Here is a 26,726-nt window from a genome sequence, read left to right on the forward strand (position 1 = left end):
CCATAAAAGCAAAATGAGGGAAACTCAATGATCGAATTTTCTAACTACGACATTCTGCGCAACCTAATGTTTGCGACACAATGGACCATTTTATTGTCACTCGCCGCGTTTATCGGCGGTACCACGGTCGCGCTGACATTAACCGCCATGCGTTTGACGCGTAATCCTGTGATGCAACGCATCGTAAAAATATACGTGGAGCTATTTCAAGGCACGCCATTGCTGATGCAGATGTTCTTGTGCTTCTTTGGCTTATCCATGCTGGGCTATGAAATCTCCGCTTGGGGCGCAGCGATTTTGTCACTGACGTTTTTTACCAGCGCCTTCTTGGTTGAAATCTGGCGTGGCTGTATCGACACATTGCCGAAAGGCCAATGGGAAGCCAGCCGTTGTTTGGGTTTGAGCTTTTTACAAACCCTACGACATATTATCTTGCCGCAAGCCATTCGCGTGGCAACCGCCCCGACTGTCGGCTTTTCAGTGCAAGTCATTAAAGGCACAGCGTTGGCATCAGTTATTGGTTTTGTCGAACTGACTAAAGTCGGCACCATGTTAAATAACGCTACTTTTGAGCCGTTCAAAATATTCACGTTAGTTGCGCTGATTTATTTCATGCTCTGTTATCCACTGTCTTTGTACAGCAAGCATCTGGAGAAAAAATTCAATGTCTCTCGTTAACTTACATCAAGTCCATAAATACTATGGCGATAATCATGTGCTGAAAGGCATTGATCTAGACATCAAAGCTGGCGAAGTGGTTTCTATCATCGGCAAAAGTGGTTCTGGTAAAAGTACTCTACTGCGCTGCATCAATGGCTTAGAGCAATACCAAGAAGGCGGCATTACCGTTGACGGTAAAGAAGTCACCACAGAAGACATTCAGGTTCGTCGTCTTGCGCTTAGCGTCGGTATGATTTTCCAAAACTTCAACCTGTTCCCGCACATGACAGTTGGCGAAAACGTCATGCTTGCACCGACTATCGTCTTGAAGAAAAGCAAAGCCGAGGCCGAAACGACGGCTCGCGCCATGCTAGAAAAAGTGGGACTTGCAGAAAAATTCGACAGTTTCCCAGAAAAGCTGTCTGGCGGCCAGCAACAACGTGTCGCCATCGCCCGCGCCTTGGCAATGTCACCAAAAGTCTTGCTGTGTGACGAAATCACATCTGCCCTTGATCCAGAATTGGTCGGCGAAGTATTAAAAGTACTCGAACAACTGGCTAAAGAAGGTATCACCTTGGTTCTAGTTACTCATGAAATGAACTTCGCTCGCGACGTCGGCAGCCGAGTTGTCTTCATGCACCAAGGCAAAGTCTGGGAACAAGGCGATCCAAAAACCATCTTGTCCAACCCACAGACAGATGAACTGAAACAGTTTATGGGGGCAGTGCTTTAGTTTTCGACTTCTTAACATAATTACAAAAAAGCCAGTTTTTTTCTCTTAATGTAAGAGAGACGGACTGGCTTTTTCACTTGGGTAGTTAAAATTTGTAATAGAAAATCAGATTAGTATTCAAACAGAAATCTGTTTTGCTGCCTTAGTAAATTGCATGCCCTTAACAACAATACGTTTAGTAACACCTCTCCATAAAAAGCTTCCATCAATGATATCAACACATTGGAAGTCTGTTTTTGAATTATAACAATGAGGCAATTTAGTTTTAATCTCTTGAGTATCTCTATTAAAAAAATCGGTTGGATTGGGGTATTTTTTTGAATATGTTCTATCTGATGTCCAAACAAAAAATACCCAGCCATGGTAACCAATATATTCATTGAAATTTAGCTGTGATCTTTCAAGTTTATTCACTAATGAGTCAAGCCAATTTACTTTATGGCTTAACAAATATTTAGGATAAACTACTTTCACTTCTATATGCTCAAGCAACTTCTCAGTGCCATTTTTATCCCAATGATAAATAGACAAGTCTCTTTTCTTATCTTCGTTATAAATAAACTCATTCTTTTCACTAGATACACCAGTGCCAGCTTCGAAATTCAAAATTTTACATAATTCATTGCATAACCAAAGCTCGCATGCTGAGAAATTAAACTGGTAAAGATACTGTTCTGAATTTTTCATTATATGTTTAATTGCATCATCAAACGCAACACTTGCATCAGCCATCTTCTATTCCTTTAATATATTCATATCTTTATAAACATTCTCATTTTTTAACCTAAAACTAATAAACATCTCATGCTACATATTGAAAAAGTGTGTATCGATAGCAATAGGATCAAATCTAATATCCATCTAGATGTCTTCCACCGGGCATGATGTATTGGTAAATATTTTCCAAATCCTGTTGAGTGATTGTTGATATGTCTAATACGAATCTATTAACTACGCAGCTTATTCCTTAATTTTAGTGAACAGGGCATCCCACTCTGACTCAAAATTAATGGTTTGGCTTCCACTTGCTTTAGTTATGCCCTTCAACATCAACAGATCCCCTATCAAACAAGGTAATGTAATCACTTTCTGCAGACAGCCTTACAAAGATAGATAGTATAATCTCGTCTTGATCATCAGGTAGTTTTTCAAGTTCGGTATCAATATTCAAACGGTAGCTTTTAGGCTTTTCCAACTGCATTTTTTCTTGTAAAGCTTGAAAGTTGTGAACAGCCTCATCTGATAAAGCAAACTCATATTCCGTAAATTCCATCGCCGATATAAACCAGTTATTGTCATCCTGATGAATATTTTTAATAGAGAGAACCTTCAATGGATAATCAAAAACTAGCCATCCATTCGATGTTTCTAAATTCAATGATAACGCTGTTTTGGATATGTCTATTTCAACCGGTTTATCGATCTGAATTCGACTTCTCAATTCATGTGGGTTTAAGCTTAAAAAACTATTTTCATCAAAGGCACTCAGCTTAAGCATGCTGCCTAATGGAACATGAGAGCAGCCAAAAAGCAGAAGGCAAATCATCACAGCTATTGTCTTTTTCAAATCAATTCCCTTTTAAAATAAATATGTTATCGCTTAAGAAGTCGCCACAAAAGACATTCAGGCTCGTCGTCTTGCGCTTAGTGTCAGTATGATTTTCCAAAACTTCAACCTGTTCCCACACATGACGATGGCGAAGTCTTAAAAGTACTCTAGCAACTGGCGAAAGAAGCCATCACCTTAGTGCTGGTGACCCATGAAGTGAACTTCGCCCGCGACGTCGGCAGCCGAGTTGTCTTCATGCACCAAGGCAAAACCTGGGAACAAGGCGATCCAAAAACAATCTTGCCCAACCCTCAGACTGATGGACTGAAACGATTCGTCGGGGCCGTGCTTCAGTTTTCGACTTCTTAACTTAATTACAAGAAAGCCAGTTTGTTTCTCTTCAATAAAAGGGGAAATAAGCTGGCTTTTGATTGGAGTAGTCAAATCTGACTAGCGATAAAGTTAAATTAATGTAGCTGCAACAACTAACTCATAAAATATAAAAATAATACTCTACGCTTCTATGTTCTTCAAAAATAAATCTGCTTCTTTTGGACTACATAAGCGAATGACATTAATGTGCTTAATTTTTGAAGAATACATTAACTTTGAGTAGCCTTGTTTGTTGTGACTATAATTTTTAAAAAACCAAATAAAAATCGATTTCTTCGATAGAAAGGATTTGGCAAAGGATTCTCTATTTCCTGTTTCTGGCCATAGCTCTTCTCCTGAGATTATCCTTTTGATAGTACGTTTAAATAGTTGAAATAATGTTCTGCAAAATGAGTAATCTATCCATATTATAGTATCTGCGTCACGCCATTTTATAATATTCGTTCTACTATAATTACCGTCTAGAACCCATGTACTTTCAGATAAAACATCTTCAATTCTTTGAAAAAATTCAGAATCTTGAGACTCTTGCCAATTTTGCTTCCAAAAAATTTGGTCCATTTGGATATAAGGTGCATTTATTTTTTTAGCTAAGCGCTGTGAAAATGTTGATTTCCCGCTTCCGGTTGTTCCTATTACATTTACTTTTTTCATGGTAAATACGTCAACTTGTTTCTTACGTCGCCTTAGATAAACTAGCTCATCCTATCGCTACGAAATTAAGACAAAAAGGATTCAAAATACACACATCGTATACTTTGAATCCTTTAGAAATACTTTTATATGTTTATAAAGCCCAAGACATTAAGATCTCTTCATGCCCAGTATGCTCACACAACTTTCGTTCTAGCTCGATAAAACCTTGTCGAATATAGAATGAATGAGCCTGAGTATTTTCAGCATAAACCGTCAGGCTGAGTTGGTTATAATATTGTTTCAGTGTAGTGAGCAATTCAGTACCAATACCTTTAGATTGATCACTTGGGGAAACAAACAGAGCTGGGATGAAGCCTTGATAATAAGAAATAAAGCCTGAAATGCGGTCTTCTAGGTGATAAACCCAAGTTTCACTATTGGGTATATAAACATCACGCATCGGCTCTTTTTGCGAGTGCCAAAATTCTTCAGCAATAAAATCATGAGCTTTCACTGAGGCCGAATACCAAATGGATACGACTTCATTAATATCTTCGGCACACAATTTACGAATCATAATACTTACCTCTGCAATTAATAACCAAGGCAGGGTATGTTGATTTCCAAGTGCTCACACGCCTGCCAAAAAATGACATTAGTGAAAGCACCTACTGCACAAGTTAACTTGGCTATTCCTTGGACTCTCAAGTTTCGGAAATATAGCGACAATATATAGAAGCTGCAACCGATCTTAGGCGCAAAATAGTGAAAACAAATAAGATCTGAAAAGAAAACGATTTGTATTCTTATTATCTCATCTAGAAATAAAAACTTAACTAATTGATTTTATTTATATTTTTCCAACTTTAAAGTCATCTCCTTATGTCATTCAACCTCATGACACACAACACAAACTTTATTGCCGTCTAAGTCTCTAAAATAAGCGCCAAAGTAGCTTTCATGGTATTCGCTACGCAGTCCGGGTTGACCTTCACATGTGGCGCCGTTTTCAATGGCTAAGTTGTAGGCAGCCGTGACGGTGGCTCTATCTTTCGCACTGAAGGCAATCATTTGTCCATTGCCAGCATCGTGTGCTTCACCATTAAAGGGTTTGCCGATAACGAATAAAGGTCGACCGTTTGAGCTATCGCTATTCCAACCAGCCCAAGGATAGTCTCGATCACAAAAACGCTCTTGCATGGCCAAACAAGTCATTAGCTTACTGTAGAAACCATAAGCTCGCTCGAAGTCACTAACGCCGTAATAAATATGCGAAAACATGTTATTCCTTTTGACTAAGTTAAATAAAAACCACCTGCACTGACAACAGCGCTCAGATCAGCATTTCATAACGCTAACCTTTTTAACAGTCCACAATCCACTTCGTCGTGATCCAAACCAAATACCGACGACCAAGACCATTCGCCGGGGTTAAGAACAAAACCATAACTGAGCGTTAAACCAGATTCGATTTTGATGTCGCCAAGTCCGGCATCGTTTTGATCGGTAATAACATAATGTTCGCTGACGACTTCATCTCCTCTCACCAATTTTTCTGCGACCTTGTCGGAGTAAATAAGCAGTCGAATAGGCTCAACGGATTGAATACCAATACTATCACCACCGAAATCACCTGCTGCGAATCGAATCGGTGAAGAAACACAAGTTGTTTGCTCTTCTTGTCGATTGTCTTTTTTGGCGATAAGCACACCTTTTCCTGCGATACCTCGCAGCTGCAATAAAGTCCCAACTTTCGGCGATTCGATGTAGACCACAGCTTTTATATTATCTGAAAATGCCAAGTTACTTTCATTCGTGTTTTTTGCTTCACTGCTGCACGCAGAAACCGACAAAAGTAGCAAAATTGAGCATAACATGGTGGATAAGTGGGGTAAGTTATTAACATCTTTCATGTTTAGCTCCTGTTTATAGCATCGCGTTGTTTTGTGGATAATTAGAAAAATCGCTGTCTGGCTCACTTGGTAAAGCTAATAACACCAGCAAAACCACCATGCCTACTGCGGGAAGCAAAACCACCAGCAACCACCAAGCTGAACGTTTGGTGTCATGCAGTCTGCGTATGGTTAAAGACAACATTGGCAAGAAAACGAACAGGCTATAAATCGCTTCTATTTTCCACGTTGCTTGAAAGAAGATTTCCAACAAGACAAACACTACCGAGATCAAAAAATTCACCAAAAAGAACATCCAAAATGCTTCTAGTGATGCTCTTCCTGAAAATTGCGCATAACGTTTCCACGCATCAAAATACCAATTCATACTTTTCTCCTTTGACTAATCCCGAGGGACATTGAAGGCTTAAAAGTACGTGGCGAAGAAAAGATTTGCGTCCTAAATCAGGTTTAAGGACGTTCTTGATAAGGATCTAGGACATAATAAAGATCTGAGTGATAAAAGATGGAACCAAAATGATCGCTATTCCCTTACCTTTTGTAGTTGCCTTGCTGTTAGCTATCTTGGCTGGCGTCTTGTTTTTTCGTCGCGAAGAAACCACACCATCAGCGTTTGTTTTTATTGCTTTGTGTGCGCTAACGACGACCGTGGTTGGTCTACGCTGGACGTTTGATTATTCGTTATTTCGTTTGATTCAACCTATCTTGGCATCTTGTATTCCCGTTACCGCTTGGTACTGTTTTTCAAGCGCTCATAAGCGCCATAAGTTTAAAGTTTGGCATGTTTTACCGCCTATTTTTGTTACCTTGGCGTCTTTCAGCTATCCATTCTGGCGACCACCTTTGGACCCAATGTTAACGCTGCTTTATGTGGGCTATGGCATTGCATTGATTCGCGCCTCATTTAAAACATCAAACCTACCTGAACAAGTACGCTTATCCGATATCGACAATGCTCTAAAAGCCGAACGTATTGCAGGTGCCATGCTGTTAATGTCTGCCATGATTGATGGAGCTTTGGCTGTCGATTTCTCCTTTTTTGCTGGCGAACATGCGCTGATTATTCTCGCCATTGGTCATGCTGTATTACTGCCTATTTTGGCAATCGCCGTCATTATGATGAGCCTAAGCATTGCACCCAGCGTTAACGAATCATCCGATCATAATGGAAAAACAACGCCTGTAGAAGAATCAAAAGACAAGCCTCATCACCCATTAACCGATGATGAAGTAAAAGACATAGTGCACAAAATAGAAGTGCTTCTTAGCACCAAAGAAGCGTTTCTCGATCCAGACCTAACACTCGATAGACTCGCCAGAAAAGCCTGTATTCCAGCGCGTCAAATCTCTGCTGCCATTAACCAAGTTTACGGTCGCAACATTTCGCAAGTAGTGAACGAATATCGTATTGAACGAGCCAAAACACTACTGCTATCAACCGACAAAGCCATCACCCAAATTTATATGGATTCTGGCTTTCAGACGAAATCTAACTTCCATCGGGAGTTTTCTCGCGTGACACAACAGACACCGAGCGCCTTTCGGCGCGCTAATATAAAGGGTTAAGAAGCTTGGATAAATCGAATGATGTTCCGATGCATAACCTGGTGAAGTTCGTCCCTAGTACGCCAATTACCATCTTGGCAAACAATACCATCGCCCGGATCTTCCTCTTCTATCATTTCAATAGCGCCCGGTTTACAAAGCTGCATAAAGCTAAAGTGCGCTGCGTCTGGGTACACTATGTATTCATAGGTATTTTTTGGTAGATACTGTGCGAGAAAACCAGACTCTTCCGCTTGTGGTAAATCGCCAATATCGACACCCGCCGCAAGGATCAATGTTTGTATCGTTAAGACCTGTAAACTTTGGCGTGACAAGCTTCTCGCCAAACCTAAATCTAACGACACAACTCGCTTGATTCGCTCATCTTTTAAACTGCCAGTCGGCTCGCCTATTTGTGGTTGATTCAAACCAAGTTCAGTCATCAAACCACACACTCGAGGATTATTTTTAAGAACACATTCTTGCTTTAGCTGGTCACGATCAAATTGCGCGCCAGCAAGCAACATCACAGTCCAACCACCCAATGAATGGCCAATAGCAGTGATATTGTTAGCATCGATATTTGGCAATAGGTAAGACTCGTTCAACAACCAATCCAACAAGCGCGATAAGTCTCCAGCGCGTTGCCACCACTGAGCCGCCGCTTGTGGGGAATGATCAAAAGAGGTAGTACCAGGATGATCAAGCGACGCCACGACATAACCGTCTTGTGCAAACTTCGTAGCGAGCCAATTTTGATTACGCCAGTTACCACGATAACCATGAGAAATCACTACCAGCGGAAACTTACCCGCCTGCGGCGTTCCAACTCGTACCACATCGGTTCCCAAAAACGCCGCGTTTTCCGCGATTCTTTCAGTGGGAAATATCGTCTGGGATGGATACCAAACACTGGCTTTTAACGGTCTATCGCTGTCTGTGTACAACTGAACCTGATCAAAACCCACCGAATACGCGGACGCATTCGACGCCCAGCAGGCCACCAATAGAATGAAACTCGCAAATCCTCTCATGATGTAATTCCTCTTCAAGATGCTTTAGAAAGAAATCACTATGAAAGGAAAATACAGGGAAAGCGTCCTAGAACAGGATTGAGGACGTTATATCAAGACAATCAAGTAGCCACACTCAGAAAATAAAATCGTTTTCACCGTTATTGTTACTTATCTGTCATATTAGCTCTGTACTCTTATTTCATTCACGGTACTCAACCTCGCTTTTTTATAAGGCCTACGGAGACGACAAAATGAAGATGAAAGGACAGTTAGACAGCGCTCAACCATTGAAGAAGCATAAAGCCAAATCAAAGAAAAATGAGCAAAAAAAGAAGAAGCAGGACAAACTAGAAACCAAGAAACATTCTAAAGAAAAAAAAGATTCTCAGCCTGAAGTGATCGTATCTACTGAAGTTGTGAAAGTCTCTACCACAGATCCCCAAACGCCGAAGAAAAGCAAAACCAAAAAAGCGATAGAAAGTACTATTGATGACTCTATTAAAAACCTTGCTGAAAGCCCTATTGCTATTGAGGCTGACGCGCCAGAATCATCAAGCAGCACTCGTCAGCGTGCGTCTAAAAGCTTAGAGCCGATGACAAAAGAAGAACAATTAATCGCGATTAATCAGATCATCAAAAGTTTATTGTTGGATGAAATGACACAAGGCGCCGCACTGCGAGAATTACGCGTTGGCGTTCTTGGCATTAGACAAGACGCCTACACAAAACTGTGCGGCGTCTCTCGTAAAACCTTATCCGAAATCGAAAACGACAAAGGCAACTACACGGCAGAAATCATCAACAAGGTGTTCAAACCTTTCGAGATTAAAGTGGGATTAGTACCGACTTCCAGTCAACTATTGGCGGCTATTCTAACTAATTAGCGAATAATCGAAACCCGAAGCCTGCGCGTTGTCGTGAATTATCTGTTACGCAGACAATGCAAAGGCTTCCATTTTCTTGGCAAGATCAAAGTCTTTATCGGAAATGCCAGATACATCGTGGGACGTCAGTTGAATGCTGACTTTGTTGTAAACATTAAACCATTCTGGATGATGGTCTTGCTTTTCAGCGTAGATCGCACACATGGTCATAAAACCAAAAGCGTGTTGAAAGTCTTTGAATTTAAAAGTTTTACTGAGCTTTTCATCTTCTATCGACCAGTCTTGTGACGCTTCTGTATTTAATTGGTTAAGTGCTTTCTCTATCTCATGCTGTTCGAGCTTTCGATGTGTCATGCTTTTTCACCTCTATTTAAATCAGAAAATTTATCATACCAAGCATCAGTGTAGTCGCTTAAGTCCCTGATTAAAACGTAACAAAAAAATCCCTTGTGCAACTTCATGCAAAAGGGATTTTTGAAACTAACCTAATAAATTTTATATATCGCTTACTTGATAGTGAAATTTACGTCGATGTTGCCACGCGTTGCATTTGAGTATGGGCAAACCTTGTGAGCTGCTTCAACCAATTGCTCTACTACGTCTTTTTCTACACCTGGAATATTTACTTCTAAATCTGCGCAGATAGCAAAACCTTCGCCTTTAGTGTTAGCGCCGATACCAATAGTTGCTGTGACGTTAACGTCATTAGGCACTTTTACTTTCTGTTGAGATGCAACCAACTTCAATGCGCCGATGAAACAAGCAGAATAACCTGCTGCGAAAAGCTGCTCTGGGTTAGTGCCTTCACCGCCAGCGCCGCCCAATTCTTTTGGCGTGCTTAGAGCAAGATCCAATTTGTTATCAGATGAAACAGAACGACCATCGCGGCCACCTGTAGAGGTTGCTGTTGCGCTATAAACTGCTTGCATAATATTGCTCCTAGAATGACATCATTGGATTAAGTTATCTAAATAATAATTATCGCGATAACTATATAGTAAAATAAAAGCTCAGTTACCTGAGCTGATGGATTTATGTTATTGCAATAACTATTATTGCGCAAGCACTATTTTACAAGTTTTTTTCTAAGGGCTACTAGCTGCTCACGTAAAGCCACAACTTCATCCATATCGATTCCGCAGGCCTCAGCAACACAGCGGTTCACTTCTAAACCTTGTTCGCGCAGCTTTTTACCTTTTTCAGTCAAGGCAATACTTAAACTTCGATCATCGTCCACACCACGCAGCCTCTGAACTAAGCCATCGGCTTCCATGCGCTTTATCACGGGTGTTAGCGCACCAGATTTTTGCCCAAGCGCATCACTGATGTGTTTCAAACTCACCCCATCTTGCTCCCATAAAATCAACATCACCGTATATTGCGGATACGTCAGGCCGATAGCAGAAAGCGGCTCTTTATAGAACTGCGTCATCGCAAGAGAAGTCGAGTACAAGGCAAAACACAACTGATTGTCGAGTAATAATGGGTTGTCGGGGAATATAGAATTGTCAGAAGTCATAAGTTCTCGTTGATGGTTGCGCGAATAGTTATAGCGATAATAATTAGAAATTCTACACTGTTTTACAGGTAACCGTATATCGCTAGATAAAAAGCCTTCACTCAAGATGAACAAAGTTTAATGTTGCGGCCATCTTGTCGTTAATAACTGCCAGCTATAGTGTCGCCATATTCATTCAAACAACCACACTATATAGGTTAATAATCATGACTCTTAAAGCAAAGCTTAGCGTTATCTTCACTACCTTTTTTTCGATAAGTACATTTGTCGCCTTATGCACAAGCGCTATCTTGATGAGCAGCACGGTGCACGCAAAAGACAGCGATGACTATCAAGAAGATCAACTTATGCTACAGGCACTAAAATCTAGTAAAGTTTCTTTGGATAGCCTCCTAGAAAAGTTCCAAGCTGATTTTCCTTCTACTGTGATGGAAATCGAACTGGATGACGAAGACAACATTCTGGTGTATGAAATCAAAGGGATCGACCTAAAAGAAGGAGTAAGATACAAAGCAAAATATGCACTGTACAGCGGTGAAGAAATAGATAGACACTCTAAATCTCTACGTTTCATGGGCTTTAATAAATTAGATGACAATGATCAAGCCGCACTGGAAGCACTACAACAAGGCGTTTCCATTAAAAATGCAATAGCGCTTTCTAATCCACAAGAAGGTTCTTATATTGAATCCATCGAGCTAGAACACAAACGTGGATTAACATTCTATGAAGTCGAATTGCTAGGACCATCTGGTTCGACAAAAATATTAATGGACGCAAAATCAGGTGAAGTAATTCCCTCACTGCGACGCTAAATGCGTCGCTTTTTTCAAAAATAAGCAGTTCCTCTATGCCAGTATTGAAAAAACTTGTATGTCAGCATTGGAAAAACTTGCTTAACATAAGAGCCGCCGCCGTAATAGAAACAAAAATGGCAGACACGAAAATGATAAACGTAAGAATGGCAGGCTCACAATGATAGGAACAAATAGTGCGAATTTTGGTAGTTGAAGACGATATCGTCACACAAGGTTTTATTAAAAAAGGCCTCACAGAACAGGGCTATCAAGTGGACGTCGCCAGTGATGGACAAGATGCTCTGTTCCAAGCATTAGAAGGGGATTATCAGCTGATCATCCTGGATCGCATGCTTCCAAAATTAGATGGTATGACAGTTCTCAATACATTGCGCAGCGCCCAAAAAACCTTACCAGTTTTAATACTCAGCGCATTAGATTCTGTTGATGAGCGAGTCAAAGGGCTACGTGAAGGCGGAGACGATTACCTTGTCAAACCCTTCGCCTTTGCCGAACTTCTAGCTCGCGTTGAAATACTCATCAGAAGACAACCCATGGCAGCTGTGCAACAAAGTACTTTGTTACAAGTGTCTGACCTGAAAATGGATCTACTTACGAGACAAGTTTGGCGAGCTGGAAGAGAAATCAACCTTCAGCCAAAAGAGTTCCAAATCCTACGCTATTTAATGGAACACCCTAAACAAGTCGTTACCCGCACCTTATTGTTTGAGGCTGTATGGGATTATGACTTCGACCCACAGACCAATGTCATTGATGTTCACGTGGCACGCTTACGAAAAAAGGTAGAAACCGATGACCTTCCCCCGATCCTTGAAACAATACGCGGCGTTGGTTACCGGTTGGTTGAAAAAGCGACGAGCTAGCTTTGCTTGGCGCTTTACTCTGCTTTACACGACCCTATTAATCACCTTAATGGCGGTGGCTTTTTTTGTGCTCTATCAACTCAGCGTAGGGGAGATAAGCCGCAGCTATCAACAGCAAATTCAGCTTATTACGCAGCAACAACGCCTGTTCAACCAACAAATGAACGAAGATGAATACCTGCTTCAATTTACCAGTCAGGCCAAGCAAGTTAACAACCTAGTGCTTGCCTATGAAAATGCGCATACAACATACGGAAACCTTACCCGCTTACCAACTAGCCTTGCAACTTGCCCTGCGCAAACGACCTTTTTTGTCGACAGTGCTAACGATCTGCGCTTTTACATAGGCTGTATTACAACACTCACCCATGGACGCTTATTGGTCGCGTTTGATGATGAAAACTTGTATTTCTTGCAAACGCAATTTCTTCGGGCTGGCATATTGGCTTTACTACTAACCCTAGGGTTGGGTGTGCTATCTGGACGCTACTTATCGACACAACTCCTCAGCCGCATCAAAAACATCAACGACACCGCCAAGGTCATACAATCCGGTGACCTAGGTGCACGGGTCACCGTTAGCCATCGCCAAGATGAATTCGACCTACTTGCTAACTACATAAACAGAATGCTCAATCAACTGGAAGATTCTTTCCATGCTGTCTCAGGCGTAACTGATGCCATCGCCCACGATCTTCGTACACCACTTGGCAGACTGCGTCTACGCCTCGAAAGCCACCTAAACACCTTAGATGAAGCACCTATTAACGAATCCCAGTTACAAGAAATGCTTGAAGAGCTGGATCATATTCTAACGACGTTTAGCGCCATGCTAGAGCTAAGCAGGCTAGAACATAAGCAAACTGACTCCCACTTTGACACTGTGAATATTAATCAAATAGCAGAAGATGTTATCGACCTAATACAACCGTTGACTCAAGATAAGCAGCAAACTCTGTCATTTATTGCCACTGCTCAGCCCCACATTAAGGGTGACAAAACGCTTATTTTCCGCGCCATGTTTAATACCCTAGAAAATGCCTGCAAATACACAGGTTCTGGTGGTGCTATCGAATTGATTACCACCACCTCAGGCTTCATTGTCAAAGACAACGGCCCAGGCATACCTGATGAATTTAAAGACAAAGCCCTACAGCGTTTATTTCGCCTAGAATCAAGCCGCACAAGCCCCGGATATGGACTAGGCTTCCCATTAATCAAAGCCATCGCACACTTTCATCAAGGGAAGCTAGAACTTCAAGACAATCATCCAGGCCTACAAGTACACGTGACTCTTAACACTCGACATCAGGGTAATGGACTTATTGGAACAGAGACGAGTGACTGACACAGATTGAGGTAAACACGCTTTAAACCAACAAACGTCGTGTCACTGGAGTCGATTTCACAATCGAAGTATTGGTATCGGCTAGTTCAGACACTCGATCTAAAATGGGGTCTAGCTCGCTGATGTCTTTCAAATATAAACGAGCAACATAGCAATCTTCACCAGTGACTTTATCGCATTCAACAAATTCCGGTATCGAACTAATTAACGCTTCTAACGCTTTTAATTTGCCTGGCAGCTGGCGCATACGCACAATCGCCATCAAACTATAACCCAGCACTTTAGGGTTCACTTCCACTCGATAGCCCGCTATCACGCCACTTTCTTCCAAACGTTTGAGTCGTTCATTGACACTGGGGGCGGTCATTCCAACAGAACGCGCTAGCTCGGTAACAGGGGTTCTTGCATTCGCATAAAGCAGTTCGATGAGCTTAGTATCAATGCCGTCTAAGACATACTCTTCTTTTTTTAGGTTATTTCGCACTTTTACCTCCGATATAGACAGTGTTTTATGATATTTACCTATTTTTATATCTGCCAAAGTAGGGCTTTCGGTTCTATTCTATTCACCATAGAACACTTCCTCGAAAAAAGGTATTCAGCTGAACATTTTACTAAGAGGACTATTTGAGGAATCCCACATGAATCGTTCCAGCAACACAATCGGCAGCATTGAACTAATCCTAGCGATGATACTGTCTGGCACTATCGGCTATTTTGTTATCAGTTCAGGTCAAGCGTTTTGGAATGTGGTGCTGTTTCGCTGTGTTATAGGTACTCTGGTGCTGGGGGGGTACGCCTACTATGCGGGATTACTTCGTCGCGAATACTTCCAGCGCAGCGTCTTGCTGATGATTATTTTGGGCGGCATTACTTTAGTAGGAAACTGGATATTTCTATTTGCCTCGTTCAATTACATTCCCTTTTCTATCGCCACTGTGGCTTACCATATGCAGCCATTATTTTTAGTCTTAACTGGCGCGTTACTCACCAAAAAAAAGCTATCTGGCAGTTTGTTATTTTGGTTGGCGCTAGCCCTTGTCGGGTTGTTTTTAATTGCCGAACTGGATTTCAACGAGATCAAGGCACTGTTTTCTGATGACATGAGCCGTGAAGGCGCTTCCGCCCTATTCGGGTTATTACTCGCTTTAGGTGCGGCGCTGCTTTATACCGTGACCACCTTAGTGACCAAGAAAGTCAGTCAGGTACCATCAACCTTTGTCGCCTTGGTGCAGGTTATCGTGGGTGTTTTTATGCTCCTGCCCTTTGCCGATTTTGACAACTTACCAACGCAAACCAGTCAGTGGATCGACTTGTTGATTCTCGGTGCCGTGCTAACCGGATTTATGTACATCATCATGTATGACAGCTTTCAAAAACTACCCACCAGCTTGATTGCACTACTGTCATTTATCTATCCAATCACCGCCTTGTTTGTCGACCATTTGGCTTTTGCTACCCACATCAGCCTAACGCAAATACTCGGTGTGATATTGATATTACTCGCCGTCAGCGCTGTGAAATTCAATTGGGCCCTTTCTAAAAAAAGAGTCTAAAAAAACAAAAGAGAAAACCATGAGACAGATAAAAGAAGTATTCGCAGATCAATCCGATGCCATTGCACAACTCATTCGTGAAGCAAACTGCCCTGTGGCTAAACAGTTTGCGATCAACCAAGAAAACGGCCCAAAGCATCCATCCTTTTGTGAAAGCAGCTGGGTAGAAAAAGATTTTGAGCGCGGCGAACGCTACTTTGTTTTAACAGACAACCAAGAGCCCATTGCTTGTGTGGCTTACGAAGTACCCGCCAATTCAACCGGTGTTCGCAAAGCCTACTTGAACCGATTATCGGTTTTACCTGAGCAACAAAGCAAAGGCATCGGATCACAACTCGTGGCACACATTATTGAACAGGCTAATGCTGACCAGCTCGACTTCATCAGCATTGGCGTGATCGGTGAACACATTAAATTGCAAGATTGGTACGAACAACTTGGCTTCGTAAAAGGCGACACTAAACACTTCGACCATCTACCTTTTTCCGTCACTTATATGGTGTATGATCTTGATCAAAGCCTAAATAAATAGAGAGCGCTAACCATGTCAAAAATCACCCTTAGCGGCCACATTGAAGTTCCAAGTGAAGATCTAGACGCAGTATTGGCAGAGCTACCAAACCACATAGCGCTGACTCATCAAGAAGCAGGTTGCATTACCTTCACTGTGACCAGAGATTCAACCAACCCTCAACGCTTTTCTGTCTATGAAGAATTCACCGACAAAGCCGCATTTGAAAAACATCAAGCCAGGGTGAAAGCGTCTCATTGGGGTGAAGTAACGAAAAATGTTGAACGGTTTTATACAATCACGGAAAACTAAAGATAGTTTAGGCAACGCTTATCCATCTTAGTACAACCGTTACTATCATTCCCACCAGCAAACCCCATAAGATGTTGACGCGTAGGTAAGCCAATACACCAGTACAAAATACGCCGATGCATCTTGCCCAACCAGAGAAATCGCCAGACTCATAAATCATGGCGACGGCTGCTACAGCAATGAGTAAGACAATTCCCATATCATTTAATAAGGCTTCATAGCGCTGAAAAACCTTGAGGTATTTTTCCAAAACCGAACCGAAATAGCGGAAGGTCGCGTTTTGGTTGGATTAGAAAATAATCCGGTTGAGTTAAGGCTTTGGGATTACATTTGTTACCCTGACGATCAGCCATACGTGTTTAAAGCTTTAAAAAAGACACTATGGCCGTTTTTGTTACCGAGCATTAAGGTGTATGGACATCTCTCTCATCCATGAAATTTATGCTCATAATTACAAGTCATAGCGGAGAAAATTCTCCGCTATGACTTCGAATCACAATTAGAATTAGTGTCACTCAGAATTTCAATTTTATTTATATTTTTCAAATATTTATCTCTTCTTATATTTTATTCCTTTCTTCATGTACCTCTTAATTTATCGCTTCAATTAATAATAAAAATTGTCTTTTAACTTCAAAGATAACATTGCAAAAAAAACCACTCTTAACAAAAAAGGAGAAAAAACATATTGACATACACTTATGTATGTATCGATACTACAAACATACAGTGTTGTATGTTGAGGGATAATAATGAAAGAATTAGATCGTAAATTTGTAATGGCTGCAGGTCATAAAACAGCCTACTTTGAATGCGGCAGTGGTGAGCCTTTATTGTTGTTGCATGGTTCAGGTCCTGGTGTGTCTGGTTGGACAAACTGGAATGGCGTCATGGCTGAGCTTGGCGAACATTTTCACGTTTTTGTACCTGATATTGCAGGATTCGGTTTTACAGAATTTAAAGAAGACACCCAATACGATATTAAATTTTGGGTCAATCATTTAGTCGAATTCATGAACGCGGTTGGTATTGAAAAGGCATCTTTGGTAGGCAATTCTTTTGGTGGAGCAGTCGGTGTTGGTTTAGCTCTTTTTTCACCAGACCGTCTAAATAAACTGGCTCTACTAGGTACACCTGCAGGTACTTTTGTACAAACACCTGGCCTAGCTGGTGCATGGCGCTATGAACCTTCCGAAAATAATATGCGCGAGTTAATGGCACTGTTCCCTTACGACAAGTCTCTGATCACCGATGAGTTAGTGAAATCTCGCTATGAGGCAAGTGCTCGCTCAGGCTCCCAAGAAGCCTTACGTAAACTTATCCCCAAGCCAAATGATGACGGAGAAACCTTAGTAAAAGGCTTTCCTGAAGGTGCTTTACAAAAAATTACCGCGCCGACTTTAGTCCTTCATGGTCGTGAAGATGCCGTTGTACCTCTTGAGTGCGGACAACGCCTAGTGAACAACATACCAAACGCAGATCTGTATGTTTTTGGTCAGTGCGGTCATTGGGTTCAGTCTGAACAGCGCTCAAAATTCATGAATGTCGTTACTGCATTTGTTGGCGGCTGAGCAAATACCCAAGGGGATATTTATGAAACGGGACGTAATTGAACGAGTACTTTGGAACCTGTCTGTCGATCGTTTTTCTAAAGTGAAATACAAAGAAGATCCAAATAAATTTCTGTCTCGATTTGCCTTAGACAAATCAGACATCGAAAAAATACTCACATTTGATGTGAAAGCACTACAAGAAATGGGGGTCAATCCAATGTTGACGATGGGGTATTGGGTCGAAATGTCACCGGACAATTCCATGCAGACTTATAACCAAAAGCTGGGATCTAACGGCGTTCACTCTGCATCAATAAAGGGATAAGACAATGGCGACAATAGTAAGTGGATTTTTAGTTCCTCATGACCCAATCATGTTTGTTGCGCCGGATGCACCGGCTAAAGACATCGCGGATAAAGCGTGGGGAGCTTATGAAACCTGTGCTGTTCATTTGGCCGATTTGGATGTTGATACCGTCATTATTATAGGCAATGACCACTACATGCTATTTGGTACAACATGCTTACCACAATACTGTATCGCGACGGGCGACCTAGATGGCCCTCTTGATCAAATGCCTGGACTTAAGCGACAGCTCATACCAAATAACGAGGCTCTTGCAACGCACATTGCCACCCATGGACATGCAAATGGATTCGATTGGGCTGTGGCACGTTCATTCACCACAGATCATTCATTTTCGATTCCTTTTCAAAAAATAGTGCAACGCGCATCAGAAATTAAAGGCAAGGAAATTAAAGCGATTCCTGTTTACCTTGCCAGCGCAGTTGATCCGTTTTTAAGCATGCAACGCAGCCAACAGCTAGGACAAGCAATTGCCAAAGCAGTAAAGGCATTTAAAGGTGATGAGCGTATTGCGGTGATTGGTAGCGGTGGAATTAGCCATTGGGTTGGCACTAAAGAATCCGGCACAGTAAATGAAGACTTCGATCGCGAAATTTTAGCGTTCTGCCTGTCATTGGATGAAGCATCCATCATGGCACTAAGTGACGAAAAAATTCTGTCAGAAGGCGGTAATGGAGCCATGGAATTACGCAATTTTGTCTGCGCAATGGCGGCGGTTGAAGCAGATTCTAGCGAATTAATCGAATATCAACCTGTCCCAGAATGGGTAACTGGATTGGGCTTCGTAGAACTGAAAAAGAACCCAACAAAGAGCTGAAATTATGACACGACTATTTCTTTGTAACGTCTCTGATGTACCAGATAACACGGTTCGTAAAATTGATAATGCTGAACATGGCGACATCGCTGTCTATAACTTAGGTGGACAATTTTATGCCACTGCAGATTTATGCAGTCATGCCACCGCGTCACTGGCGGAAGGTGATATTGAAGATGATCTAATCGTTTGTCCTGTGCATTGGGGCACATTTCATATACCGACAGGAGAAGCAAGAGGTTTCCCCTGTGAAATCAATATCAAGTCTTACCCAATAGAACAGGAAGGTGACGAATTATTCGCCTTGATTAATGAAAGCAATAAAGACCAAAACTTGATTGCGAAAGGCTAAGAGGCTGAAAACATGGCTAACAAAATAAAAACAATAGACGTAACCGACACATTGCCTGACATAGACAGTTTTTGTGATATTCCCAATGCACGTATTTCAGGGGAGATTTTTCATCGTCAAGATATCTATGATCAGGAGCTAGAAAAGGTCTTTGCTCGCTGCTGGCTATTTGTCGCCCATGAATCCCAGTTCAAAAAAGCCGGGGACTACCTTACCACCACAATGGGCGAAGACGATGTCATTGTGGTGCGCCAAAAAGATGGCTCCCATAAGGCGTTTATCAATGCCTGCCCACACCGCGGCAATAAAGTATGTTTTTCTGAATCGGGGAATGCTCGGGGCTTTATCTGTAACTACCACGGTTGGTCTTTCAATATTGAAGGAAATCTAATTGGTCAACATGAATCAGGTATTTACGAAAGCAGCAACTTCGATGCGTCACAGTGGGGATTAAGGGAAGTCGCTCAAATCGATTCTTATAAAGGTTTAATCTTCGCGACCTTCGATGCTGCCGCACCATCTTTAGCAGAATATTTAGGCCCAATGACTTGGTACTTAGACGCTTTATTCGACAATCAAGAAGGCGGTACTGAATTTGTTGGTGGCTGCATTCGTTCGACCATGGATTGTAATTGGAAAATTGCAGCCGAGAACTTTGTTGGCGATATATTGCACGCAGGCTGGACTCATGACTCAGCCGCTCGCGCTATGCTGGGTGGCGCAGTATCTAAGGTCAGTGACTTCGAAGAATCTTATTCCGTTAACTGGAATGGACATGGCTATGAATTTGCTTTGGACACTGTCGGCAATGTCGCTGTCCTTGGCGAAAGTGCACTCAATAAATATTTGCACACCATAAAACCGTCTGTCGCTGAGCGTTTAGGGGATTTCCGGTCGAACATGATTGGCTCCGTTTCCTCTTGTACTATTTTTCCTAATTTTTCATTTTTGCCTGGCCAAAATACGGTGCGAATTTGGCAACCCAGAGGCCCCAATAAAATAGAGTTATTCACTTGGGTTGTTGTTAATAAGAGCGCACCAGATGACGTTAAAGAAAAATGGCGCAAAGGTGCCATGATGACCTTTTCGCCAACTGGCGTATTTGAAATGGACGACGGGGAAAATTGGGAGTACTGCACTAAAACCGCACGTGGCCGAGTCACGTCTCAACAAGATCTGTTTGTCGGCTTAGGTCAAAACTCCTGCCTGGAAGAAACCGATTTGCCCGCAAATGTCTATTTTGGCCAACTAAACGAAGCTAATTCACGTGCTTTTTACCAATATTGGGGAGATCTACTGAAATCACCAAATTGGGCTGCCATGCCTAATCGAAATCATGGCCGGACTGAAGCTGGCGTCAATGCAGATAAAACAGGAATAAAGGGAGCTTAATAATGTTTTATAAAAGTGAAGATCTTACCCCTGTGTCTGCGGAAGAATTCCATCATGTGAGTATGGTTTTGGCAAAAGAGTATCGACTTCTTGATGAAGAAAGGTTCGAAGATTGGTTGAACCTTCTTCACCCTGAAATCCATTATTGGATGCCAGGGATGGAAAATCGTCGCCGTGAAAACCCTTTAGAACATGGTTTTTTTGACAGCCAACATATGGCGTTTTTTGATGACACTATGCGCGACCTTAAACGCCGTGTCGCCCGTTTTAATCAGCCCTCTGCTTGGGCAGAAAACCCTGGGACACGAAATATTCATATTGTTGCCGGTGTAGAAGTATTTCTTGGTGAAAACGAAGGTGAATACATTGTGTATTCCACGTTTCAAAGCATTCGCTCACGCGGACTCGATGAAGAGTATATTTTTAGCGGCCGTCGCTACGACACTTGGCTAAAAGTAGAGGGCTCATTAAAGCTTAAAAAACGACTGATTCTAATGCCGAATGCAACGCTCACTTGCAAAAACATTAATACATTTATTTAGAGTGCTAGACATGAAGCTAATGCAATCCAAAGTAGTGTTGATAACAGGTGGAGCCGATGGCATAGGTCGTGGTGTCGTCGAATACATGTTCGAACAAGGTGCAAACGTTGCGGTGATGGACATAAATGCAGACAAACTTGCGGCATTACGCTCAGAGATATCTGAAGACATTTTCACCTTACAAGGTGATGTCGCATCGTTTGCCGATAACCAACGTATGGTCACGGCCACTGTAGAGCATTTCGGAAAAATAGATTCTTTTATTGGCAATGCGGCGTTGTTTGATTATTTCACGCCTTTGCACAAACTCGATGGAGACAGCCTATCCGAAACCTTCGATAAGCTTTTTCATGTCAATGTTTTGGGCTATATCAACGGCGTAAAAGCGGCCGCACCAGAATTAAAAAAGACCGGCGGCTCAGTTGTACTAACCGTATCAAACTCTGGCTTCTACGCGGGTGGAGGTGGTGTTTTATATGTGGCAAGTAAGCATGCTGTTGTCGGCATTATTAAGCAGCTCGGGCACGAATTAGCGCCAGAGATACGAGTTAATGGTGTTTCGCCTGGCGCAACGGATACCGCAATGGCGTCAGTATCTGGAGTGTCAGATCGTGCCCAGCCACTCAATAGCATCAAGGGATTTCGAGAAAATGCGGCAAATGCAGTACCGCTAAATCGTATCGCTTCACCAAAAGATCATGCCCACCTTTACCTCGTTCTAGCTAGCAACGAGTTATCGCCTTTCACCACTGGCAACATCATCCATAGTGATGGTGGTTGGGCCGTAAAATAAAAATAAAACGGAAACGACTATGAACTTATTTGACACCTCATCTAACAGTTTAAAGCTGCCATTAATTGTGGCTCCTATGTTTTTGGTATCGTCACCAGAATTGGCCATTGCCTCCTCTAAAAGTGGCGTAGTCGGCAGTTTGCCCGCGGCCAATGCTAGAACCGTTGAAGATCTTGACCAATGGATGGCTCAGATTCATCAAGCGCTCAATAGTGAGAATCTACCTTGGCTGTTCAATATGATCGTGCATAAAACCTATGATCGCTTTGATGCCGAAATTGAATTAGTCAAACGCTATCAACCCGCCATTGTTTCGACCGCTCTTGGATCTCCTACGCGAGTCATGGAAGCAGTAAAATCATATGGTGGCAAAGTCATTGCTGATGTCATTACCCCAGCCATGGCTAAAAAAGCCGTAGACGCTGGAGTCGATGCGCTCATTTTAGTAACCAATGGCGCAGGTGGTCATACTGGGACTTATAACCCATTGGCGTTTATTGCCGAAGTTCGGCAGTTTTGGAATGGTCCGTTGGGTATCGCAGGCTGTATTTCAACGGGAAATGATTTGCTTGCTATGTTAGTAGCCGGAGCCGATTTTGCTCTATCCGGTACTCGCTTTATTGGTGCTCAAGAAAGCTTGGTATCCGATGCCTATAGAGACATGTTGGTAGAAGCTCAAATGGGCGATGTCATTGAAACAAAAGCCGTTAGTGGTGTTAAAGCTAACTGGATGCGCCAAAGTTTGGAAAAAGCTGACATTGATCCAAGTGTCGACAACCCTGCAGCTATTGATTTCTCTGGCAACATTTCTACTGCAAACAAAGCTTGGAAAGATGTCTGGTCTGCAGGCCATGGCGTTGGTCGAATCCGCAGTAAAGAAACCACGGCAGAGATAGTCGATAGTATGGTTGAAGAGTTCAACTCTGCGATAAGCAATGCAAACACCCTGCTAACTCAACTTGCTAAAGCTGTCTGAGGAGAAAAACTATGTCTAATGACCTAAGTACTATTGCAGAAGAACTCATTCAAGCCCGCAGGACTTGTCAGCCTATTGCACCGATCAGTCAACGATATGAAGGTTTAACGGTGGAAGATGCTTATGCAATTCAAACCCTCGTCGGTGATAAACGTGTCGAGGATGGAGGGCGAATCATTGGTTATAAAGTAGGACTGACATCCGAAGCAGTCCAACAACAACTCAACGTCAATGAACCAGACTTTGGCTTACTATTTGCCGATATGGAAATTCGTAAAGACCAAAATCTAGATCGACACTCAATGATCGCGCCAAAAGCAGAAGGTGAAATCGGTTTTGTTTTCAATCGTGACATTGAAGAAGCTGATATCACACTATCAGAACTCAAGTCGGCCATTGATTACTTTTTCCCAGTTGTAGAGATTGTCGATTCAGCTATAGCCGATTGGAAAATCACCTTGGTGGATACTGTAGCCGACAATGCTTCTTCCGCTTTATATGTACCCGGTGACACTTTCTATTCACCACATGGCATCGATTTCACACAACTCGAAGTAGAAGTAAGTGCAGAAAACATAGCGTTTTCTGGAACAGGAGCAGCCTGTTTAGGAAACCCACTTTATGCAACCTTATGGCTAGTCCGCAAGATGGTGTCGTTAGGACGTCCAATACGACGCGGCCAAGTCGTTTTGTCTGGAGCTCTCGCGCCTATGGTAACGCTCAATGCAGGGCAGACCGTAGAGTTTCATTTCAAGGGGTTAGAAACCATACAGGTTATCACTAAATAGTTTTTAAAATCATTGAGAACAGTTCTACCAGTTTGACAGGTACACACCGCTACAAGAGGTGAGCCCATCAAATATAACAATAAAAAGAGGTTTGTTATGGAAATGCTATCGGTGTTTGGGCAGTTGCCTACACCTTCTGTCAACGCAGAGCGTAATGACAAGGGTGAGATCATTCTTGAATCGAATATGGCTTTATTGCCCTATGAGAAAAGAGTAGGAGATTGGCTAAAGAAATGGGCGAAAGAAAAGCCTGATACAGTTTTTATTGCCGAGCGGAAAAATATTCATCAGCCACAAGACGGTTGGCGTACATTTACCTACGCCCAATTTCTAAAAAAAGCAGAGCAAATTGCTCAAGGTATTTATGCCTCAGGCGTGACGTTTGAACGCCCTATTTTAATCATCTCGGCAAACTCCATAGATCATGCTTTGATAAAAATGGCGGCGATGCACATTGGTATTCCTGTCACATCGTTGTCTGTAGCGTACTCAATGTTTGAAGGTAAATATGATCGCTTAGCGGCTGCTGTAGAAAATTTAAACCCAAGCATCATTTATGCCGAAGATGGCCAAGCTTCTGCTTCAGCCTTAGCTTCTTTAAGTGGAGATCACCTAGTTCTTGTTTCGTCTGGTATTGATGCTCTAGACAAGGTACGGCAAGCGACAACTACTCTGCACGATTTATCAAATGTTGAAGTCACTGCCATTATTGACGAGTTATATGACAGAGTCGATGCGGATACTGCAGCTAAATATATGCTGACATCAGGCTCAACAGGACACGCCAAAGTCGTCGTTGTGACTCATAGAATGATGTGCTCTAACCAACAAATGATTGTCCAATGTTTGCCATTTTTAGAAACCACGCCACCTGTAGTTTTAGATTGGCTGCCTTGGAGCCACACTTTTGGCACCAATCATAATTTCAATTTGGTGCTAAGAAATGGTGGTAGTTTATATGTGGATGAAGGTCGTCCCATGCCGGGTATGGTTGAAAAAACAGCGGCAAATATTCTTGAAGTAAAGCCAACGCTTTCTTTCAACGTCCCTAAAGGTTATGAGGCCCTCCTTCCATTACTTAAGCAGGATAAGGCCCTCTCTACTGCCTTTTTTGAAAACCTACAAATGGTATTTTACGCAGCGGCATCCTTATCAGAGCCAGTGTGGCGAGAGCTTAAAACACTGGCGGCTAAACACAATTGCAACCCTCTGTTTTCTACCGAATGGGGATCAACAGAAACGGCACCAGCCAACACCAGTGTTCACTGGGTATTAGAAAAATTTGGAAACATCGGCATTCCTATGCCCGGCGTGCAAATAAAACTGGCACCCAATGACAATAAATTTGAAATGCGTATCAAGGGACCGAATGTTTTCCGAGGTTATCTGAATGACGCCAAAAACACTCACGAAAGCTTTGACTTGGATGGCTTCTATAAAATCGGTGATGCTGGCTATTTAGCCGACCCTGAGAACCCATCTGCGGGAATTATGTTCGATGGCCGTGTCTCCGAAGACTTCAAAATGTCGACAGGCACTTGGGTGTGCGTCGCCACCATGAAAAAACGCTGTGTTGAAGCACTTAAAGGGTTAGTTACCGACGTCCTCATAGCGGGCCATGATAAAGATTACCTTAGCTTAATCGTGTTCCCTACGCCTAGTATTTATAAATTAGTAGGCGGTGAACTAAATCATACCCAGCTTCTTGAAAGTGCTTTGCTTAACGGAATCTTTAAAGAAGCCCTTGACGAAATAAATGCTCAAGCAAGAGGCTCTTCGCAAAAAATTGAGAAAATTGTGTTAGCAGAGACTCCTACATCCATCGAGTTAGGAGAAGTGACAGACAAGGGCAATTTCAATCAGCGCAAATTATTAACGACACGAAAAGAACTTATAGCAGAGATTTATAGCTGTGAAGGTCAAGCCGTGGTCTGTGGTTAAGGTCAATTTAGAGGCAATCCCATGAGTAAAAAATTGAAAGCGGTCATTATTGGACCTGGCAACATTGGTACAGATTTGTTGATAAAAATGCAGAGATCTGAGTGGATCGAACCAGTTTGGATGGTAGGTATTGACCCTGAATCTGCCGGACTACAACGTGCCGCGGAAATGGGTATTAAAACTTGCTCTGCGGGCGTTGACGGGATCTTAGAACACATAATAAAGGATGATATTCGTATCGCCTTTGACGCAACTTCTGCTTATGTTCATGCGGAAAATTCCCGCAAATTAAATGAGCTTGGCGTCATTATGATAGATCTCACTCCGGCAGCAATTGGTCCGTATTGCGTACCGCCCGTAAATCTAAACGATCACGCAAGCAACCTAGAAATGAATGTCAATATGGTGACCTGTGGCGGCCAAGCGACCATTCCTATGGTAGCTGCAGTGTCTCAAGTTCAACCTGTTGATTATGGTGAAATTATTGCCACAGTATCGTCTAAATCTGTTGGGCCGGGTACACGTCAAAATATTGATGAGTTTACTCGTACAACCGCTGGAGCCGTTGAAAAGATAGGTGGTGCGAAACAGGGTAAAGCCATCATCGTTATCAATCCGGCTGAACCACCATTAATCATGCGCGATACCGTTCACTGCTTAACAGAAAGTGAACCAGATCAAGCCGCGATTACAGAATCCGTCCATAAGATGGTGGCTGAAGTCCAAAAATATGTCCCAGGTTACCGCCTAGTAAATGGACCAGTATTCGATGGCCATCGTGTTTCGATGTTTATGGAAGTGGAAGGACTTGGAGACTTTCTACCAAAATACGCAGGCAATCTAGACATCATGACCGCTGCCGGTTTACGCACGGCAGAAATGTTCGCAGAAAAAGCAGCGAACGGCAGCATTAATTTACCTTCTCGCAGCCAAGCGGCTCAACACTAAT

Annotated in this window: 35 protein-coding genes; 21 read left to right on the forward strand and 14 right to left on the reverse strand. The window is 42.4% G+C overall.

Features of this window, described 5'->3' with window-relative positions:
- Nucleotides 1-27 precede the first annotated feature (27 nt).
- Both TY87_RS04165 and TY87_RS04170 read left to right on the forward strand, forming a co-directional pair.
- On the forward strand, nt 28-678 hold the full coding sequence (locus tag TY87_RS04165; protein WP_100186090.1) for an amino acid ABC transporter permease: 651 nt from the start codon (nt 28-30) through the stop codon (nt 676-678).
- A complete protein-coding gene (locus TY87_RS04170; protein ID WP_072838767.1) occupies nt 665-1,393 on the forward strand; it encodes an amino acid ABC transporter ATP-binding protein in 729 nt (242 codons plus the stop codon). Before TY87_RS04165 ends, TY87_RS04170 begins: the two co-directional genes overlap by 14 nt.
- Before the next feature lie 117 nt (nt 1,394-1,510).
- Here TY87_RS04170 and TY87_RS04175 read toward each other — a convergent pair whose 3' ends face one another.
- The 8 genes from TY87_RS04175 to TY87_RS04210 all read right to left on the reverse strand — a co-directional run bounded on the left by TY87_RS04175 (nt 1,511) and on the right by TY87_RS04210 (nt 6,251).
- A complete protein-coding gene (locus TY87_RS04175; protein ID WP_100186091.1) occupies nt 1,511-2,125 on the reverse strand; it encodes a hypothetical protein in 615 nt (204 codons plus the stop codon).
- Nucleotides 2,126-2,423: 298 nt separating this feature from the next.
- Complete coding sequence (locus TY87_RS04180) at nt 2,424-2,960, reverse strand: hypothetical protein (RefSeq protein ID WP_139248844.1); 537 nt, start codon at nt 2,958-2,960, stop codon at nt 2,424-2,426.
- 177 nt (nt 2,961-3,137) lie between these two features.
- Nucleotides 3,138-3,386 (reverse strand): hypothetical protein, encoded by a 249-nt coding sequence (locus TY87_RS22590; protein ID WP_175550752.1) that lies wholly within the window; start codon nt 3,384-3,386, stop codon nt 3,138-3,140.
- Nucleotides 3,387-3,455: 69 nt separating this feature from the next.
- Nucleotides 3,456-3,989: a shikimate kinase gene (locus TY87_RS04190; RefSeq protein WP_072838764.1), complete on the reverse strand. Its 534-nt coding sequence runs from the start codon at nt 3,987-3,989 to the stop codon at nt 3,456-3,458.
- Nucleotides 3,990-4,122: 133 nt separating this feature from the next.
- Entirely contained in the window at nt 4,123-4,548 is a 426-nt protein-coding gene (locus tag TY87_RS04195; RefSeq protein WP_100186092.1) for an N-acetyltransferase, read from the reverse strand.
- Nucleotides 4,549-4,856: 308 nt separating this feature from the next.
- Nucleotides 4,857-5,252, reverse strand: coding sequence for a VOC family protein (locus TY87_RS04200; RefSeq protein ID WP_072838762.1), 396 nt, complete (start codon nt 5,250-5,252; stop codon nt 4,857-4,859).
- Nucleotides 5,253-5,317: 65 nt separating this feature from the next.
- Nucleotides 5,318-5,884: a hypothetical protein gene (locus TY87_RS04205; protein ID WP_100186093.1), complete on the reverse strand. Its 567-nt coding sequence runs from the start codon at nt 5,882-5,884 to the stop codon at nt 5,318-5,320.
- A gap of 13 nt (nt 5,885-5,897) precedes the next feature.
- Complete coding sequence (locus tag TY87_RS04210) at nt 5,898-6,251, reverse strand: DUF805 domain-containing protein (RefSeq protein ID WP_100186094.1); 354 nt, start codon at nt 6,249-6,251, stop codon at nt 5,898-5,900.
- A gap of 149 nt (nt 6,252-6,400) precedes the next feature.
- Here TY87_RS04210 and TY87_RS04215 point away from each other — a divergent pair, with 149 nt between their 5' ends.
- Nucleotides 6,401-7,450 carry a helix-turn-helix domain-containing protein gene (locus tag TY87_RS04215; protein ID WP_100186095.1) on the forward strand — a complete coding sequence of 350 codons (1,050 nt, stop codon included), beginning with the start codon at nt 6,401-6,403 and terminating at the stop codon, nt 7,448-7,450.
- Here TY87_RS04215 and TY87_RS04220 read toward each other — a convergent pair.
- A complete protein-coding gene (locus tag TY87_RS04220; protein WP_100186096.1) occupies nt 7,447-8,463 on the reverse strand; it encodes an alpha/beta hydrolase family protein in 1,017 nt (338 codons plus the stop codon). The genes TY87_RS04215 and TY87_RS04220 overlap by 4 nt on opposite strands.
- Before the next feature lie 233 nt (nt 8,464-8,696).
- Between TY87_RS04220 and TY87_RS04225 the strand changes: the two genes are divergently transcribed.
- The gene (locus TY87_RS04225; protein WP_100186097.1) at nt 8,697-9,329 is read left to right on the forward strand and encodes a helix-turn-helix transcriptional regulator; all 633 of its coding nucleotides are present in this window, start codon (nt 8,697-8,699) and stop codon (nt 9,327-9,329) included.
- A gap of 45 nt (nt 9,330-9,374) precedes the next feature.
- Here the strand turns inward: TY87_RS04225 and TY87_RS04230 are convergent, their stop codons facing one another.
- From TY87_RS04230 to TY87_RS04240, 3 genes are all read right to left on the reverse strand, one after another.
- Nucleotides 9,375-9,683, reverse strand: a complete 309-nt coding sequence (locus tag TY87_RS04230) for a 4a-hydroxytetrahydrobiopterin dehydratase (RefSeq protein ID WP_100186098.1) — start codon at nt 9,681-9,683, stop codon at nt 9,375-9,377.
- Between the two features lie 152 nt (nt 9,684-9,835).
- Entirely contained in the window at nt 9,836-10,258 is a 423-nt protein-coding gene (locus tag TY87_RS04235; RefSeq protein ID WP_100186099.1) for an organic hydroperoxide resistance protein, read from the reverse strand.
- A gap of 137 nt (nt 10,259-10,395) precedes the next feature.
- On the reverse strand, nt 10,396-10,848 hold the full coding sequence (locus TY87_RS04240) for a MarR family winged helix-turn-helix transcriptional regulator (protein WP_100186100.1): 453 nt from the start codon (nt 10,846-10,848) through the stop codon (nt 10,396-10,398).
- Between the two features lie 206 nt (nt 10,849-11,054).
- Here TY87_RS04240 and TY87_RS04245 point away from each other — a divergent pair, with 206 nt between their 5' ends.
- From TY87_RS04245 to TY87_RS04255, 3 genes are all read left to right on the forward strand, one after another.
- Nucleotides 11,055-11,663 carry a PepSY domain-containing protein gene (locus TY87_RS04245; RefSeq protein WP_100186101.1) on the forward strand — a complete coding sequence of 203 codons (609 nt, stop codon included), beginning with the start codon at nt 11,055-11,057 and terminating at the stop codon, nt 11,661-11,663.
- 176 nt (nt 11,664-11,839) lie between these two features.
- On the forward strand, nt 11,840-12,529 hold the full coding sequence (locus tag TY87_RS04250; RefSeq protein WP_100186102.1) for a response regulator transcription factor: 690 nt from the start codon (nt 11,840-11,842) through the stop codon (nt 12,527-12,529).
- Complete coding sequence (locus TY87_RS04255; protein ID WP_100186103.1) at nt 12,459-13,877, forward strand: sensor histidine kinase; 1,419 nt, start codon at nt 12,459-12,461, stop codon at nt 13,875-13,877. Before TY87_RS04250 ends, TY87_RS04255 begins: the two co-directional genes overlap by 71 nt.
- Nucleotides 13,878-13,899: 22 nt before the next feature.
- Here TY87_RS04255 and TY87_RS04260 read toward each other — a convergent pair whose 3' ends face one another.
- Nucleotides 13,900-14,361 carry an Lrp/AsnC family transcriptional regulator gene (locus TY87_RS04260; RefSeq protein WP_100186104.1) on the reverse strand — a complete coding sequence of 154 codons (462 nt, stop codon included), beginning with the start codon at nt 14,359-14,361 and terminating at the stop codon, nt 13,900-13,902.
- A gap of 157 nt (nt 14,362-14,518) precedes the next feature.
- On the opposite strand from TY87_RS04260, the gene TY87_RS04265 reads away from it, so the two are divergent.
- Genes TY87_RS04265 through TY87_RS04275 form a run of 3 tightly spaced genes read left to right on the forward strand, consistent with a single transcriptional unit; the run spans nt 14,519 to nt 16,256 of the window.
- The gene (locus tag TY87_RS04265; RefSeq protein WP_100186105.1) at nt 14,519-15,433 is read left to right on the forward strand and encodes a DMT family transporter; all 915 of its coding nucleotides are present in this window, start codon (nt 14,519-14,521) and stop codon (nt 15,431-15,433) included.
- Nucleotides 15,434-15,452: 19 nt separating this feature from the next.
- Complete coding sequence (locus tag TY87_RS04270) at nt 15,453-15,965, forward strand: GNAT family N-acetyltransferase (RefSeq protein WP_100186106.1); 513 nt, start codon at nt 15,453-15,455, stop codon at nt 15,963-15,965.
- Between the two features lie 12 nt (nt 15,966-15,977).
- Nucleotides 15,978-16,256, forward strand: coding sequence for a putative quinol monooxygenase (locus TY87_RS04275; protein WP_100186107.1), 279 nt, complete (start codon nt 15,978-15,980; stop codon nt 16,254-16,256).
- A gap of 7 nt (nt 16,257-16,263) precedes the next feature.
- Here the strand turns inward: TY87_RS04275 and TY87_RS04280 are convergent, their stop codons facing one another.
- The gene (locus TY87_RS04280) at nt 16,264-16,506 is read right to left on the reverse strand and encodes an AzlD domain-containing protein (protein ID WP_100186108.1); all 243 of its coding nucleotides are present in this window, start codon (nt 16,504-16,506) and stop codon (nt 16,264-16,266) included.
- Between the two features lie 502 nt (nt 16,507-17,008).
- Between TY87_RS04280 and TY87_RS04285 the strand changes: the two genes are divergently transcribed.
- The 11 genes from TY87_RS04285 (at nt 17,009) to TY87_RS04335 (ending at nt 26,725) form a co-directional block, all read left to right on the forward strand.
- Complete coding sequence (locus tag TY87_RS04285; RefSeq protein ID WP_100186109.1) at nt 17,009-17,827, forward strand: alpha/beta fold hydrolase; 819 nt, start codon at nt 17,009-17,011, stop codon at nt 17,825-17,827.
- A 22-nt stretch (nt 17,828-17,849) separates the two neighbouring features.
- Nucleotides 17,850-18,134, forward strand: coding sequence for an extradiol ring-cleavage dioxygenase (locus tag TY87_RS04290; RefSeq protein ID WP_100186110.1), 285 nt, complete (start codon nt 17,850-17,852; stop codon nt 18,132-18,134).
- Nucleotides 18,135-18,138: 4 nt separating this feature from the next.
- The gene (locus TY87_RS04295) at nt 18,139-18,993 is read left to right on the forward strand and encodes a DODA-type extradiol aromatic ring-opening family dioxygenase (RefSeq protein ID WP_100186111.1); all 855 of its coding nucleotides are present in this window, start codon (nt 18,139-18,141) and stop codon (nt 18,991-18,993) included.
- Between the two features lie 4 nt (nt 18,994-18,997).
- Nucleotides 18,998-19,345, forward strand: a complete 348-nt coding sequence (locus TY87_RS04300; protein WP_100186112.1) for a non-heme iron oxygenase ferredoxin subunit — start codon at nt 18,998-19,000, stop codon at nt 19,343-19,345.
- A 12-nt stretch (nt 19,346-19,357) separates the two neighbouring features.
- Complete coding sequence (locus tag TY87_RS04305) at nt 19,358-20,737, forward strand: aromatic ring-hydroxylating oxygenase subunit alpha (protein ID WP_100186113.1); 1,380 nt, start codon at nt 19,358-19,360, stop codon at nt 20,735-20,737.
- Nucleotides 20,738-20,739: 2 nt separating this feature from the next.
- Entirely contained in the window at nt 20,740-21,279 is a 540-nt protein-coding gene (locus TY87_RS04310) for a 3-phenylpropionate/cinnamic acid dioxygenase subunit beta (RefSeq protein WP_100186114.1), read from the forward strand.
- 10 nt (nt 21,280-21,289) lie between these two features.
- Complete coding sequence (locus TY87_RS04315; RefSeq protein WP_100186115.1) at nt 21,290-22,072, forward strand: SDR family NAD(P)-dependent oxidoreductase; 783 nt, start codon at nt 21,290-21,292, stop codon at nt 22,070-22,072.
- 19 nt (nt 22,073-22,091) lie between these two features.
- Nucleotides 22,092-23,048: an NAD(P)H-dependent flavin oxidoreductase gene (locus tag TY87_RS04320; RefSeq protein WP_100186116.1), complete on the forward strand. Its 957-nt coding sequence runs from the start codon at nt 22,092-22,094 to the stop codon at nt 23,046-23,048.
- A gap of 11 nt (nt 23,049-23,059) precedes the next feature.
- Complete coding sequence (locus TY87_RS04325; RefSeq protein ID WP_100186117.1) at nt 23,060-23,836, forward strand: 2-keto-4-pentenoate hydratase; 777 nt, start codon at nt 23,060-23,062, stop codon at nt 23,834-23,836.
- 96 nt (nt 23,837-23,932) lie between these two features.
- Nucleotides 23,933-25,777: an AMP-binding protein gene (locus TY87_RS04330; protein WP_100186118.1), complete on the forward strand. Its 1,845-nt coding sequence runs from the start codon at nt 23,933-23,935 to the stop codon at nt 25,775-25,777.
- Nucleotides 25,778-25,798: 21 nt separating this feature from the next.
- Complete coding sequence (locus tag TY87_RS04335) at nt 25,799-26,725, forward strand: acetaldehyde dehydrogenase (acetylating) (protein WP_100186119.1); 927 nt, start codon at nt 25,799-25,801, stop codon at nt 26,723-26,725.
- Nucleotide 26,726: the final 1 nt, after the last annotated feature.

This window comes from Marinomonas sp. BSi20584 (assembly GCF_002792415.1).
GTDB lineage: Bacteria > Pseudomonadota > Gammaproteobacteria > Pseudomonadales > Marinomonadaceae > Marinomonas > Marinomonas polaris.